General features: G+C 59.4%; 16 protein-coding genes. 9 read left to right on the top strand and 7 right to left on the bottom strand.

The window, feature by feature from the left end; genetic code table 11:
* The 3 genes from AC2FLX_RS15590 to AC2FLX_RS15600 all read right to left on the bottom strand — a co-directional run.
* The coding region (locus tag AC2FLX_RS15590; protein ID WP_496875465.1) for a large ribosomal subunit protein uL3 at positions 1–303 on the bottom strand (303 nt) is incomplete at its 3' end.
* Between the two features lie 18 nt (positions 304–321).
* Positions 322–636 (bottom strand): 30S ribosomal protein S10, encoded by a 315-nt coding sequence (gene rpsJ, locus AC2FLX_RS15595; RefSeq protein ID WP_008756422.1) that lies wholly within the window; start codon positions 634–636, stop codon positions 322–324.
* A 182-nt stretch (positions 637–818) separates the two neighbouring features.
* Positions 819–1,247 (bottom strand): MarR family winged helix-turn-helix transcriptional regulator, encoded by a 429-nt coding sequence (locus AC2FLX_RS15600; RefSeq protein WP_480750432.1) that lies wholly within the window; start codon positions 1,245–1,247, stop codon positions 819–821.
* 79 nt (positions 1,248–1,326) lie between these two features.
* Between AC2FLX_RS15600 and AC2FLX_RS15605 the strand changes: the two genes are divergently transcribed.
* Both AC2FLX_RS15605 and AC2FLX_RS15610 read left to right on the top strand, forming a co-directional pair.
* Positions 1,327–1,695, top strand: a complete 369-nt coding sequence (locus tag AC2FLX_RS15605; RefSeq protein ID WP_496811377.1) for an antibiotic biosynthesis monooxygenase family protein — start codon at positions 1,327–1,329, stop codon at positions 1,693–1,695.
* A gap of 21 nt (positions 1,696–1,716) precedes the next feature.
* Positions 1,717–2,160: a hypothetical protein gene (locus AC2FLX_RS15610; protein ID WP_496875466.1), complete on the top strand. Its 444-nt coding sequence runs from the start codon at positions 1,717–1,719 to the stop codon at positions 2,158–2,160.
* 76 nt (positions 2,161–2,236) lie between these two features.
* Here the strand turns inward: AC2FLX_RS15610 and tuf are convergent, their stop codons facing one another.
* The 3 genes from tuf to parC all read right to left on the bottom strand — a co-directional run bounded on the left by tuf (position 2,237) and on the right by parC (position 6,563).
* Positions 2,237–3,412, bottom strand: coding sequence for an elongation factor Tu (gene tuf, locus AC2FLX_RS15615; protein WP_480752221.1), 1,176 nt, complete (start codon positions 3,410–3,412; stop codon positions 2,237–2,239).
* A gap of 124 nt (positions 3,413–3,536) precedes the next feature.
* Complete coding sequence (locus tag AC2FLX_RS15620; protein WP_480752011.1) at positions 3,537–4,115, bottom strand: hypothetical protein; 579 nt, start codon at positions 4,113–4,115, stop codon at positions 3,537–3,539.
* Between the two features lie 99 nt (positions 4,116–4,214).
* The gene (gene parC / locus AC2FLX_RS15625) at positions 4,215–6,563 is read right to left on the bottom strand and encodes a DNA topoisomerase IV subunit A (RefSeq protein ID WP_496811070.1); all 2,349 of its coding nucleotides are present in this window, start codon (positions 6,561–6,563) and stop codon (positions 4,215–4,217) included.
* 200 nt (positions 6,564–6,763) lie between these two features.
* On the opposite strand from parC, the gene AC2FLX_RS15630 reads away from it, so the two are divergent.
* From AC2FLX_RS15630 to AC2FLX_RS15655, 6 genes are all read left to right on the top strand, one after another.
* Positions 6,764–7,396 carry an SH3 domain-containing protein gene (locus tag AC2FLX_RS15630; RefSeq protein ID WP_480752014.1) on the top strand — a complete coding sequence of 211 codons (633 nt, stop codon included), beginning with the start codon at positions 6,764–6,766 and terminating at the stop codon, positions 7,394–7,396.
* A 68-nt stretch (positions 7,397–7,464) separates the two neighbouring features.
* Positions 7,465–8,292 (top strand): SDR family NAD(P)-dependent oxidoreductase, encoded by an 828-nt coding sequence (locus tag AC2FLX_RS15635; protein ID WP_496811083.1) that lies wholly within the window; start codon positions 7,465–7,467, stop codon positions 8,290–8,292.
* A gap of 79 nt (positions 8,293–8,371) precedes the next feature.
* Positions 8,372–8,572 carry a twin transmembrane helix small protein gene (locus AC2FLX_RS15640; protein ID WP_480752015.1) on the top strand — a complete coding sequence of 67 codons (201 nt, stop codon included), beginning with the start codon at positions 8,372–8,374 and terminating at the stop codon, positions 8,570–8,572.
* 3 nt (positions 8,573–8,575) lie between these two features.
* Complete coding sequence (locus AC2FLX_RS15645; protein ID WP_496811071.1) at positions 8,576–9,148, top strand: cob(I)yrinic acid a,c-diamide adenosyltransferase; 573 nt, start codon at positions 8,576–8,578, stop codon at positions 9,146–9,148.
* 188 nt (positions 9,149–9,336) lie between these two features.
* Complete coding sequence (locus AC2FLX_RS15650; RefSeq protein ID WP_496811072.1) at positions 9,337–10,095, top strand: electron transfer flavoprotein subunit beta/FixA family protein; 759 nt, start codon at positions 9,337–9,339, stop codon at positions 10,093–10,095.
* Complete coding sequence (locus tag AC2FLX_RS15655) at positions 10,095–11,024, top strand: electron transfer flavoprotein subunit alpha/FixB family protein (protein ID WP_480752020.1); 930 nt, start codon at positions 10,095–10,097, stop codon at positions 11,022–11,024. The genes AC2FLX_RS15650 and AC2FLX_RS15655 overlap by 1 nt, the downstream gene beginning before the upstream one ends.
* Before the next feature lie 48 nt (positions 11,025–11,072).
* On the opposite strand, the gene AC2FLX_RS15660 is transcribed toward AC2FLX_RS15655, so the two are convergent.
* Positions 11,073–11,888: a DUF6473 family protein gene (locus AC2FLX_RS15660; RefSeq protein ID WP_496811073.1), complete on the bottom strand. Its 816-nt coding sequence runs from the start codon at positions 11,886–11,888 to the stop codon at positions 11,073–11,075.
* 165 nt (positions 11,889–12,053) lie between these two features.
* Between AC2FLX_RS15660 and AC2FLX_RS15665 the strand changes: the two genes are divergently transcribed.
* A complete protein-coding gene (locus AC2FLX_RS15665) occupies positions 12,054–12,929 on the top strand; it encodes a 3-hydroxybutyryl-CoA dehydrogenase (RefSeq protein WP_480752022.1) in 876 nt (291 codons plus the stop codon).
* Positions 12,930–12,934: the final 5 nt, after the last annotated feature.

The following is a 12,934-nucleotide window of genomic DNA, read 5'->3' on the forward strand; positions in this document are numbered from 1 at the left end:
GTGCTCGGCCGAGATTTCGGCACCCACTTCGATCAGGCCATCTTCAGAGACGCGGAACTCGGCCAGCTTGCGCTTGGGTTCGACCTTGGCAGCGGCGTAGTGGCCGCGCATGGCCTTCGAGGTGCGTTTTGCCTTGGCGGCACCAGCGCCCAGCTGAACAGCGGTATAGCCGTCCTTGTCAGCGGTGCGCTGTGCAACGACCTGCAGGCCGTCCAGGTGAAGAACGGTCACAGGGATCTGCTTGCCGTCTTCCATGAACAGGCGGGTCATGCCAACTTTTTTTGCGATAATACCGGAACGCATATTAAATACCCTCCGATCTTACGACTGCAGCTTGATCTCGACGTCCACACCAGCAGCGAGGTCGAGCTTCATCAGCGCATCAACGGTCTGGGGGGTCGGATCAACGATGTCGAGAAGACGCTTGTGGGTGCGGATCTCGAACTGGTCGCGGGATTTCTTGTCAACGTGAGGGCCACGGAGAACCGTGAACTTCTCGATCTTGTTCGGCAGCGGGATCGGGCCGCGCACGTTCGCACCGGTCCGCTTGGCAGTGTTGACGATCTCTTGCGTGCTGGCATCCAGAACGCGATAGTCAAATGCCTTCAGCCGAATACGGATATTTTGGCTTTGCATAGTAACAGCCTTTTATCAGGCGTTGGGGTTGAGAGGAGGACAGACGCGCATCGCCAACCCTCTTCGAACCCAAAAGGCGGGAATCACCCCGCCTTGACGTTCTTGCTGAGAACTCGCGCGTGATAGTGGGGTTGGTGGGGTTTGGCAAGGGGGAAATGGAATCTGAGTAAGTCGAACTGTTGTTACTTACGCATGCCAGAAATTACTCGGCGCATTAACTCCAAGAACTGGGTTTGTTCCTCGGGGTTAAGAACAGTTAGAGCTTGCATATTTACGTTCTGGGCTGACTGGTAGGCATCATTGCGAAGAGCTGCGGCTTTTTCAGTCAACCATATCAATTGAACCCTAGCATCAGCGGGGTTTTTGGCCCTCTTTATCAAACCGTCCCGCTCCATTCGACTAAGAGTATTAGCAAGGGTTGCCTGCTCAACATCAATTTTGCTCAGCAGGTCTTTTTGGGATACGCCGTCCTTCAGCCAAAGCTCAAGCAAGATTGGGAACTGCCCTACTACGATACCCAAAGGGGAAATACGCTGCTGCAATTCTCTGGCAAACAGGCGAGCCATGTGATTGACCAAATATCCAGCTGAATCTTCTTTGTCGAACCCCATATGATCAATTTACTCTTGCATAGCTAGCTATGCAATATTATATAGCTTGCTATACTTTAATTGCCAAAAGGAGACCGAGATGGCGCGCATTGAAGAGTTGGACAATATCGCAACCCTAAGTGATCAGATGGAAACTAATGAAGGTCCTGTTGTTCTGATTAACTTGTTTACAGTTGACGCTAACGACGAAGAGGCCTTGTTGACCGCATGGACTCATGACGCCAACTTTATGAAATCTCAACCGGGGTATATCTCAACCCAACTTCACAAAGGCATCGCCAACAGTTCGACCTTTGTGAATTATGCCGTTTGGCAAGACGTCAAGAGCTTTCGCGACGCTTTTACCAATCCTGAATTCCAGCGTCGCATAGCTGATTACCCAGAAAGCGCAGTAACGCGACCCCACCTTCTGCGAAAATTATCCGTTGACAATCATTGCGTTGCATAGTGCCAGAATCAACGGTGACACATGTTTCGGGTAATCCACCCCATCGCCGGAGTTGTTGGATTTTTAACAATCCTTGCATTCTGGACCTCCACGCTAATTAGCGATCTATTCACGTCTCACTCGACCGTTGCCGTCGTTAAATCCATGATCGTAAACGGCTTGTTTCTACTTATTCCTGCTATGGCAATCGTAGGTGCAACCGGGATGTCGATGGGGCGTCGTCGTAAAGACGCTCCGGCATTGGCAAAAAAGAAAAGAATGCCGTTCATCGCTGCAAACGGCTTGCTCATCCTTGTTCCTGCCGCGCTTTATCTGAACGCAAAAGCTGCTGCGGGGTCTTTCGATACTAGCTTTTACTTAATCCAAGTTATCGAATTGATCGCCGGGGCGACAAACCTGACATTAATGGGGATGAGCATACGTGACGGTCGCGCTATGGCTGCGCGAAGACGTGGGCTTTCTTAGAAATAGCTATCACGTTTCAAAAAAGAAAAAGGGCGCCCCGAGGGGCGCCCTTTCTTTGGATATTCGCTGGTGCGGATTATTCAATAATCTTCGACACGACGCCGGCACCGACGGTGCGGCCGCCTTCGCGGATGGCGAAGCGCAGGCCGTCTTCCATCGCGATGGGCGCGATCAGCTCGACGGTGAAGCCGACGTTGTCGCCCGGCATAACCATCTCGGTGCCAGCCGCCAGAGTCACGGTGCCGGTCACGTCAGTGGTCCGGAAGTAGAACTGCGGACGGTAGTTCGCGAAGAACGGGGTGTGACGGCCGCCCTCTTCCTTGGTCAGGATATAGGCTTCGGCTTCGAACTTGGTGTGCGGGGTCACCGAACCCGGCTTGCACAGCACCTGGCCACGCTCGACCGCTTCACGGTCGATGCCGCGCAGCAGCGCGCCGATGTTGTCGCCCGCCTCGCCACGGTCCAGCAGCTTGCGGAACATTTCCACACCGGTGCAGGTGGTGGTCTGGGTGTCCTTGATGCCCACGATCTCGATCGAGTCGCCGACATTGATCACGCCACGCTCGACACGGCCGGTCACCACGGTGCCGCGGCCCGAGATCGAGAACACGTCCTCGATCGGCATCAGGAAGGGCTGGTCGACAGCACGTTCCGGGGTCGGGATGTACTCGTCAACCGCGGCCAGCAGTTCGCGGATCTTGTTCTCGCCAATCTCCGGATCGCGGCCTTCCATCGCGGCCAGCGCCGAACCTGCGACGATCGGAATGTCGTCGCCGGGGAATTCGTACGAGCTCAGCAGCTCGCGGACTTCCATTTCCACCAGCTCCAGCAGCTCCTCGTCATCGACCTGGTCGACCTTGTTCAGGAACACGACCAGCGCAGGAACGCCGACCTGACGCGCCAGCAGGATGTGCTCGCGGGTCTGCGGCATCGGGCCGTCGGCGGCGTTCACAACCAGGATCGCGCCGTCCATCTGCGCCGCACCGGTGATCATGTTCTTGACATAGTCGGCGTGGCCGGGGCAGTCGACGTGGGCATAGTGGCGCGCGTCGGTCTCGTATTCCACGTGGGCGGTCGAGATGGTGATCCCGCGGGCCTTCTCTTCCGGCGCGCCGTCGATCTGGTCATACGCCTTGAAGTCGCCGAAATACTTGGTGATCGCCGCCGTCAGCGTCGTCTTGCCGTGGTCAACGTGGCCGATCGTGCCGATGTTGACGTGCGGTTTGTTACGCTCAAACTTTTCCTTTGCCATTCCTCAGGCGCCCTTTTGTGGTTTGGGGGACCCTTGGTCCCGGTTTCCTCTGCGCGCGCGGAATATTTGGTTCAAAGGGGAAAATCAAGCGCATCCTGCAAGAAAGGCGGGCAAATGCCCCGTTTTATTCCGCCTCGGCGACCGCCTCGCCATCGACCGGTTCGGGACGCTTGTCGAACCAGCCGTTCTTGCGGTGCTCGTCGGCGAACCACTCTTCCACCCGGTCAGCCACTTTCAGAGCCAGCCCGCTCATCTGCTCTTCCTTGGTGCGGGCATTGCCCGATCCCACCAGAGCGCTTTCGCTGGTGGTATCTTCGAGAACCTGCATCTGGTGCGCCTTGGCCAGATATTCCTTCTTGCCGACGTCATAGACATTCACCAGAACGATGGCCGTGCTCTTGGGGTTATAGATCACCGGCACGCCCGGCGGCGCCAGCATGTACCCTTCGAGGCTGATGCCGATATCGTATTCCTGCGACCCTTCGTATCGGCCCAACCGGATATCGACCGCCTTCTGGATCGCATCGGTCCATTCCTTGGGCGTCGCATCGCGCGAGATCGGCCCCTGCACCGCCTTGTCCGCATAGGCATAGTTGACCCGCAACTTGAACTCGCCCAACTCTTCGGGCGCTTCATCCACCAGCGTTTCGGTACAGGCGCCAAGCAGGGTCAGGCCTGCGACAACGGTCAGGATGCGGATCATTGCGTCTTCTCGATAAGCCTCGGTTTCAACCGATGTATCGCACCCATGCCGCCCATGCCAAGCCGTATCGGCCCGTTATTGCAACTTCCGGCCATCGGATCAGGAAAACTTGTAATCACGCGGGAAGCCATAGGGCGGTTTCTTGCCGACACCGGCACGTTTCGACAACCATTGACCAAGGTCCGGCTCGTGCCGCGTCTTGTCCCCGCCCATCGACCATTTCAACCCATCGGCCCAGTTGAACGTGGTCAGGTCGCTCAGCCCACCATCCAGCTCCAGCGTCCCCTGACGACCCCGCGCCATGTTGTATTTCTGCAGCCGCACGCCCTTGCCGCGCGTCATCTCGGGCAGGTCGCCGATCGGGAAGACCAGGAACTTGCCATTCTGCGACACCACCGCCACGTGATCACCTTCGACCGGCTTGCAGATCAACGCCCGTTCGTCGTCCTTGACGTTCAGCACCTGCTTGCCCGCGCGCGTCTGCGCCACCACGTCCTCTTCGGGCACCATGAAACCGTTGCCCGCATCCGAGGCCACCAACAGCTTGCGCCCCGGCTTGTGGATCAGGATATCGACGATCTGCGCCTCGTTCGGCAGGTCCACCATCAGGCGCAGCGGCTCGCCCATGCCGCGCCCACCGGGCAGATTGGCGGCGCTGAGGGTGTAGAACCGCCCGTTCGAGGCGAACACCAGCAGCCGGTCGGTGGTTTCCGCGTGAAAGATGAAACGCGGGCCGTCGCCATCCTTGAACTTCAATTCGCGGGTCAGGTCGATATGGCCGGTCATCGCGCGGATCCAGCCCATCTGGGAACAGACGACCGTGATCGGTTCGCGGTCGATCATCGCCTCCAGCGGCACTTCTTCGACCTCGCCTGCTTCGGCGAACCGCGTGCGGCGCGCACCGCCTTCATACTCCTTGCCAAAGGTCTTTTTCGTCTCTTTCAACTGTTCGGCAATACTGGCCCATTGCAGGCCTTCGTCGGCCAGCAGGTCCTCAAGCCCGGCGCGCTCCTCCATCAACGCATCCCGCTCGCGCACCAGCTCCATCTCTTCCAGGCGGCGCAGGCTGCGCAGACGCATGTTGAGGATCGCCTCGGCCTGCACCTCCGACAACTCGCCCTCGCCCCGCGCCGGAGCGATATAGTCGGCCTCGCTGGTGGCGCGGGCGTGATCAACGCCCCAGTTCTCGCGCATCAGCGCGGCCTTGGGGTCGTCGTCGTAACGGATGATATCGATCACCCGGTCGAGGTTGAGGAAGGCAACGATAAAGCCCTCCAATACTTCCAGCCGGTGGTCGATCTTGGCCATACGGTGGCGCGACCGGCGCAGCAACACCTCTTGCCGGTGATCAAGGAAGGCGCGCAGCACCTCCTTCATCGAGCAGACCTTGGGCGTCACGCCGTCGATCAGCACGTTCATGTTCAGGCTGAACCGCACCTCAAGATCCGAGTTGCGATAGAGCATGCCCATCAGCACCTCGGGGTCCACGTTCTTGGAGCGTGGCTCGAGGATCAGGCGAATATCGTCGGCGGATTCATCGCGCACATCGGCGAGGATCGGGATTTTCTTGGTCTGGATCAGTTCCGCGATCTTTTCGATCAGCTTGGATTTCTGAACCTGATAGGGAATCTCGGTGACGATGATCTGCCACTGACCCCGGCCCAGATCCTCGACTTCATATTTGCAGCGCAACCGGAACGAACCGCGCCCGGTGCGATAGGCCTGCGCGATATTCTCGGCCGGCTCGACAATGACACCACCCGTCGGAAAATCCGGCCCCGGCACATAGTTCAATAATGTGTCGTCGCGCGCGTCCGGTGTCTTGATCAGATGCAGACAGGCATCACACAGCTCCGCGATGTTGTGCGGCGGGATATTCGTCGCCATCCCCACCGCGATACCGCTGGCGCCGTTGGCAAGCAGGTTGGGGAACTGTGCGGGCAGCACAACAGGTTCGGTCAGCGTGCCATCATAGTTGTCGCGGAAATCGACAGCGTCCTCGTTCAACCCTTCCAGCAGCGCTTCGGCCACGATGGTCATCCGCGCCTCGGTATAGCGCGAGGCTGCCGGGTTATCGCCGTCGATATTGCCGAAATTCCCCTGCCCGTCGACCAGCGGATAGCGGACGTTGAAATCCTGCGCCAGACGCGCCATCGCGTCATAGATCGCGGCATCGCCGTGCGGGTGATAGTTGCCCATCACGTCGCCTGAAATCTTGGCAGACTTTCGGAAACCTCCGGTTGCGCTGAGTCGCAACTCTCTCATCGCATAGAGGATTCGTCGGTGAACCGGCTTCAACCCGTCCCGCGCATCGGGCAGAGCCCGGTGCATGATGGTGGACAGCGCATAAGTCAGATAGCGCTCGCCAATCGCGCGGCGCAGCGGTTCTGCCACCTCTGACCCGCCTTCGGGGGTCTCCATATTGGGGTCGTCAACGATATCGTTCATAGATGATGTGATACGACGCAAAGACACGCTGGTAAAGCAAGCAGAGCGCATTTTGCTGGGGACAAGTCGGTCTTTTGCAACAAGGGGGAGGTAACCGGCGGATTTTCCCCGTTTTTCGACTCAGGGGTGAATTTATGCTAGGCTTTCATCCATAGACTCACTGCAAATTTTTGCTTTAACGATTTCCTGGGGGATGCGCCATGACGCGCCTGATTGTTCTGACTTTCGCCTTTCTGGGCTGGGCCTTTTATGAAATGAGCGGCGGCGCTGATTTCGAACCGCGCGGCGTACGCGCCCCGGAACCCGAACGCGTTGCCACGGCGCGGCCTGCAGAACCAAAATCGCTGGTCTTCCCGATCAACGCCGAGGAGCTGGTCACCAAGGCGGCGCTGGGTCAGGTCAAGACCGTTCAGGCCCCACAGGACACGGAAATCACGCTCTCGGCCGAAGAATCCCGCGCACTGCTGTCGCAGGCCTCGTTCGGGGTAAATGCGAATGGCTCCCTGTTCCAGACACAAGACGCCCCCATCACCCTCGCCTCGCTGCAGGAGGGCGCGACCGGAATGCGTCAGGACGTGGCCCCATCCGAGCCTGAGATAGTTCAGCCCGCCGAACCGGCGGAACCTTCCCGAGACATTCGCGAAATCACCGGCGCGCGCGTGAACATGCGCAGCGGTCCGGGCACCATCTATCCCGTGATCTCGCGCCTCACGATCGGACATCAGGTCGAAGTGCTCGACGATTCGGGAACCGGCTGGCTGCGCCTGCGCGTGTTGCCCGAGCAACATATGGGCTGGATTTCCACCTCACTGATCAGCAAAAAGTCAAACTGACGTCAGGCGGCATTGCCCCGCAGGGAACCTCGCAATAGCTATTGGCGAAGTTCATCGTTGGGATTGCCATGCAGAAATCCATTCTCATCACGGGTTGCTCCTCTGGTATCGGTCTGGACGCGGCGCACGGTATGCGCGCAAGGGGCTGGCGGGTCTTCGCGTCGTGCCGGCAACAGCGGGATTGCGACCGCCTGCGGGCGCAGGGCTTCGACAGCCCGCGAATCGACTACACCGACGCCGACAGCATCCGTACCGGGCTGCTTGAGGTGCTCGACGCCACCGGCGGCACGCTGGACGCGCTGTTCAACAACGGCGCACACGGCCTGCCCGGCGCGGTCGAGGACGTCCCGCTGGACGGTCTGCGCCACATTTTCGAGACCAACGTTTTTGGCTGGCACGAGCTGACCCGGCAGGTGATTCCGGTCATGCGGGCGCAGGGGCACGGGCGAATCGTTCAGAACTCCTCGGTGCTGGGCCTCGTCGCCTTCCCGTGGCGCGGCGCCTATGTCGCCACCAAATACGCGGTCGAGGGGCTCAGCGACACGCTGCGGCTGGAATTGCGCGACACCGGCATCAAGGTGATCCTGATCGAACCCGGCCCGATTACGTCGAAACTGCGCGAGAAAGCGATCCCCGTCTTCGAACGCTTCATCGACTGGGAAAACTCCGCCCTGCGCGACAAATACGAAAACTCACTACTCAAAAGGCTTTACGAAGGGAAAGGGCCTGACCGTTTCGAACTCCCCGCCTCGGCCGTCACAGAAAAACTGGCCCACGCAGTCAGCGCGAAATATCCCCGCGCCCGTTACTACGTGACCACGCCAACATATATCGCCGGATATCTGCGCCGGGTGCTGCCGACCGGGGCGGTCGATCGCATTCTCTCCCGCGTCTGAAGCGAAATTACCGGTTCGCTTTTTGGCCCAACCCGGCTAGATCAGGCCGAACGCAACCTCAAACGCGCAAGGGGGCTTCATGGACCTTCTCATGGTGATCTTGCTTTTGGCGATGGCGGCCGTGGTCGTCGTTCTGATCCTTGGTATCGCCAATTTCGGCAAAAGCGGCGCCGACGCCGCCATGCGATCCAACAAGATGATGCGCCTGCGCATCCTGTTCCAGTTCATCGCGGTGGTTCTGATCGTGCTCTTCGTCTATCTGCGCGGACAGGGGGGATAACCGATGGTCGTCCTGAACAAGATCTACACCCGCACCGGCGACGGCGGCAAAACTGCCCTTGGCAACGGCGAACGGGTCGCGAAATACTCGGGCCGCGTTGCCGCCTATGGCACGGTGGACGAGTTGAATGCCTTTGTCGGCGTTGCCCGGCTCGAGGCCGCAGGCGACATCGACGCCGCCCTGTCGCGCATTCAGAACGACCTGTTCGATCTGGGCGCCGACCTGTGCCGCCCGGACATGGACAAGGATGCCGAAGCTGAATACCCGCCTCTGCGCATGATCCAAAGCCAGATTGAACGGCTGGAGGCGGAAATCGACGCGATGAACACCGACCTGCAACCGCTGCGCAGTTTCATCCTGCCCGGCGGCTCGCGGCTGGCAGCCCAGCTGCATGTCTGCCGCACCGTGTCGCGGCGGGCCGAACGACTGGCGGTGGAGCTTTCGAACATGGAACCGGTGAACGAGGCCGCGGTGAAATACCTCAACCGCCTCAGCGACTGGTTTTTCGTCGCAGCGCGCGTCGCCAATAATGGTGGCAAGGACGACGTTCTTTGGGTTCCGGGTGCAAACCGCTGACGCAAAGGCGGCTTCGACACGAAACTTTGTTGCGCCTTATCGCCGCAAATTCGCGAAACGCGACGTCTCAAGACCATGACGTGACGATTTTGCTCTGTTGCGACGTGGCATGACTCGTTATCTAACGCGGCGAGAGCATTGGTGGAGTCGCAACGCGGCTTGCCGTTTTGTAAGGAGAAAACGCAGAGATGAAGGTACTTGTGCCTGTCAAGCGCGTGATTGACTACAACGTGAAGGTTCGCGTGAAAGCGGACGGAAGCGGAGTTGATCTCGCCAATGTCAAAATGTCGATGAACCCGTTCGACGAGATCGCAGTCGAAGAGGCCATCCGCCTGAAGGAAAAAGGTCAGGCTGACGAGGTCGTGGCCGTTTCGATCGGCGTCAAGCAGGCGCAGGAAACCCTGCGCACCGCGCTGGCCATGGGCGCCGACCGCGCCATTCTGGTTGTCGCCGCCGATGACGTGCACACCGATATCGAACCGCTGGCCGTCGCCAAGATCCTCGCCAAGGTTGTCGAGGAAGAGCAGCCCGGCATCGTTCTCTGCGGCAAGCAGGCAATCGACAACGACATGAACGCAACCGGGCAGATGTTGTCGGCCCTGTTGGGCTGGTCGCAGGGCACCTTTGCCTCGGAACTGGACATCGAAGGCGACAGCGCGAAAATCACCCGCGAGGTTGACGGCGGTCTGCAGACCATCAGCGTCAAGATGCCGACAATCGTGACCGTTGACCTGCGCCTGAACGAACCGCGCTATGCGTCGCTGCCCAACATCATGAAGGCCAAGAAAAAGCCGCTGGACGAGAAAACCGCCGCCGATTTCGGCGTCGACGTCACGCCGCGCCTCGAGATCGTCAAGACCGAAGAGCCGCCGGCACGCGCCGCTGGCATCATCGTCGGCTCGGTGGACGAACTGGTTTCGAAACTGAAAGAAGCGGGGGCTGTGTAATGGCTGTTCTTCTCCTTGCCGAAGTCAACAATGGCGAACTGAGCGTCGACGCCACCGCCAAGGCCGTGAGTGCCGCGAAAGCTCTGGGTGACATCACCGTGCTGGCCGCTGGTGCATCAGCCGCCGCCGCGGGCGAAGCAGCCGCCAGGATCGAAGGTGTGTCCAAGGTGCTGGTTGCCGAAGACGCGTCGCTGGGCCACCGCCTGGCCGAATCCACCGCAGCCCTGATCGTGTCGCTGGCCGATGGGTACGAGCATATTGTGGCCCCTGCCACCACCGACGCCAAGAACGTGATGCCGCGCGTTGCGGCCCTGCTGGACGCGATGGTGATCTCGGATGTCTCGGGCGTGGTTGACGGCTCGACCTTCGAACGCCCGATCTATGCGGGTAACGCGATCCAGACCGTCAAGTCGTCGGACGCCAAAAAGGTTGTCACCATCCGCACCTCGACTTTCGACGCCGCTGGCGAAGGCGGCTCGGCCCCGGTCGAAACCATTTCGGTTGGCGAAAACCCCGGCCTGTCGTCCTGGGTCGAGGACAAGGTTGCTGCCAGCGACCGTCCGGAACTGACCTCGGCCGGCATCGTCGTCTCGGGCGGCCGTGGCGTTGGCTCGGAAGAAGACTTCAAACTGATCGAAGGTCTGGCCGACAAGCTGGGCGCAGCCGTTGGCGCCTCGCGCGCGGCGGTCGACTCGGGCTATGCACCGAACGACTGGCAGGTGGGTCAGACCGGCAAGGTCGTCGCCCCCAACCTCTATGTCGCAGTGGGCATCTCGGGCGCGATCCAGCACCTGGCCGGCATGAAGGACTCCAAGATCATCGTCGCGATCAACAAGGACGAAGAAGCACCGATTTTCCAGGTTGCCGATTTCGGCCTCGTCGCCGACCTGTTCCAGGCCGTCCCGGAACTGACCGAAAAGCTGGGCTGAAACGGCTCTGGCAGAAATTCAAAGGCCCGCCCAACCGGCGGGCCTTTTTCATTGCAGGTCCATCACCGCACGATACAGCCTGTCAGCGATGATCTGATGCGTTGCCGGACCGATCAAATGCTCCGCCATCGGTTGCTGCAATGTTCCGAACAGGGCATCCGCCAGTTCCTCGGAATCGCCGCAGGTACGCACCGGCACCTCGACCACCGTCGCGCAAAACCCATTCAGTTGCGCCACCATCGCCTCATCGACCAGATATGGCTCCGGCTCGTCACTGGCATCGTCCGAGCTTTCATAGCGCAGCCAGAGCGAGAGTGCGGGAACTTCGATTCCGGTCAGGAAACGTCTCATCCGCTCGACCCAGCCCTCCTGAAGATCCTGCTTTACGACTTCGAACCGCGCATCATCCTGCGCTCGCAATGTATCCAGAAGATGCCGTGTGAAATGGATCTCGGCAAAGTCGACCTCGGGGTACAAATCTCTCAAGTCTTCCGATGGCTCCAGGAACCTGTCGTTTCGGCGCGGGTGCACGCGATAAAGCCGGTTCGACAGCACCTGAACGCCCGGCAACTGGACCACGCAAAACGACGCCTCATTGATCCGCGCCCGAACGAAGGGAGTGGCGGCCAGCGCTTCGAACCCACAGCTGACAGACCCCAGATTGACACAAGGTTGACCCAGCCGTTTTTCCAGCAAGGCGGGGAATGGCTCCTGTACAAATCGTCCAAAGGTCTCTGTTCCACCGGTACAAATCGCACAGTTCGCGCCAAATTCCCGTTTGGGCCCCCGAAAATGGAGCCCCCCCGCCTCGTATTGGCAACTCGGATCCTCCGGCGCATTCACACCCAATCTGTCAAAGCCCATGTTCATCACCCTTGTTTTCTTCACCCGACCGACACCATGACGCCGCAGGCCTTGCAAAAGTTTTAATGCGCGCATTTGAAGCAAAAGCAGTGCTTCACCCCCTCTTGCCGCCGCCCCCACCCTGCCGGTAATGTCCACGTAACCCGCGAGAAAGGCACCACAGAGATGGACATCAAAACGGTCGGAGTGATTGGCGCAGGCCAGATGGGAAACGGCATCGCGCACGTCATGGCGCTGGCCGATTACGAGGTGCTGCTGACCGATGTCAGCCAGCAGGCACTGGATCAGGCCATCGAGACGATCGAGGCAAATATGGCCCGTCAAGCCTCGCGCGGAAAAATATCCGACGACGACATGCAAGCAGCGCTAAAACGCATCAAAACCACGCTAAACCTACCCGATTTGGGCCAAACCGATCTGGTGATCGAGGCCGCGACCGAGCGCGAAGCAATCAAGCAAGCGATCTTTGAAGATCTGCAACCGCACTTGTTACCCCATACGATCCTGACGTCGAACACCTCGTCGATTTCGATCACACGTCTGGCCAGCCGCACCGACCGGCCCGAGCGGTTCATGGGTTTCCATTTCATGAACCCGGTTCCCGTGATGCAACTGGTCGAACTGATCCGCGGCATCGCCACCGACGAACAAACCTTCAGTGCATGCAAAGCGGTGGTGGACAAGCTGGGCAAAACGGCCGCCAGCGCCGAAGATTTTCCCGCCTTCATCGTCAACCGCATCCTGATGCCGATGATCAACGAAGCGGTCTATACGCTTTACGAAGGCGTCGGCAGCGTGCAGTCCATCGACCAATCGATGAAGCTGGGCGCCAATCATCCAATGGGTCCGCTGGAACTGGCCGACTTTATCGGCCTCGATACATGCCTTGCGATCATGAACGTGCTGCACGAAGGACTGGCGGATACCAAGTATCGTCCCTGTCCCTTGCTCACCAAATATGTCGAGGCCGGTTGGCTTGGCCGCAAGACCGAACGCGGGTTCTATGACTATCGCGGGGAAGTTCCGGTTCCGACCAGATAACCGGA

Source organism: Ruegeria sp. YKSF57 (genome assembly GCF_059612585.1).

Coding starts and splice junctions, on each gene's coding strand:
- AC2FLX_RS15630 (WP_480752014.1), top strand. CDS start 6,764: ATGACGCGCCTGATTGTTCTGACTTTCGCCTTTCTGGGCTGGGCCTTT.
- parC (WP_496811070.1), bottom strand. CDS start 6,563: ATGAACGATATCGTTGACGACCCCAATATGGAGACCCCCGAAGGCGGG.
- rpsJ (WP_008756422.1), bottom strand. CDS start 636: ATGCAAAGCCAAAATATCCGTATTCGGCTGAAGGCATTTGACTATCGC.
- AC2FLX_RS15610 (WP_496875466.1), top strand. CDS start 1,717: ATGTTTCGGGTAATCCACCCCATCGCCGGAGTTGTTGGATTTTTAACA.
- AC2FLX_RS15635 (WP_496811083.1), top strand. CDS start 7,465: ATGCAGAAATCCATTCTCATCACGGGTTGCTCCTCTGGTATCGGTCTG.
- AC2FLX_RS15650 (WP_496811072.1), top strand. CDS start 9,337: ATGAAGGTACTTGTGCCTGTCAAGCGCGTGATTGACTACAACGTGAAG.
- AC2FLX_RS15660 (WP_496811073.1), bottom strand. CDS start 11,888: ATGGGCTTTGACAGATTGGGTGTGAATGCGCCGGAGGATCCGAGTTGC.
- AC2FLX_RS15645 (WP_496811071.1), top strand. CDS start 8,576: ATGGTCGTCCTGAACAAGATCTACACCCGCACCGGCGACGGCGGCAAA.
- AC2FLX_RS15620 (WP_480752011.1), bottom strand. CDS start 4,115: ATGATCCGCATCCTGACCGTTGTCGCAGGCCTGACCCTGCTTGGCGCC.
- AC2FLX_RS15640 (WP_480752015.1), top strand. CDS start 8,372: ATGGACCTTCTCATGGTGATCTTGCTTTTGGCGATGGCGGCCGTGGTC.
- AC2FLX_RS15605 (WP_496811377.1), top strand. CDS start 1,327: ATGGCGCGCATTGAAGAGTTGGACAATATCGCAACCCTAAGTGATCAG.
- AC2FLX_RS15600 (WP_480750432.1), bottom strand. CDS start 1,247: ATGGGGTTCGACAAAGAAGATTCAGCTGGATATTTGGTCAATCACATG.
- tuf (WP_480752221.1), bottom strand. CDS start 3,412: ATGGCAAAGGAAAAGTTTGAGCGTAACAAACCGCACGTCAACATCGGC.
- AC2FLX_RS15655 (WP_480752020.1), top strand. CDS start 10,095: ATGGCTGTTCTTCTCCTTGCCGAAGTCAACAATGGCGAACTGAGCGTC.
- AC2FLX_RS15665 (WP_480752022.1), top strand. CDS start 12,054: ATGGACATCAAAACGGTCGGAGTGATTGGCGCAGGCCAGATGGGAAAC.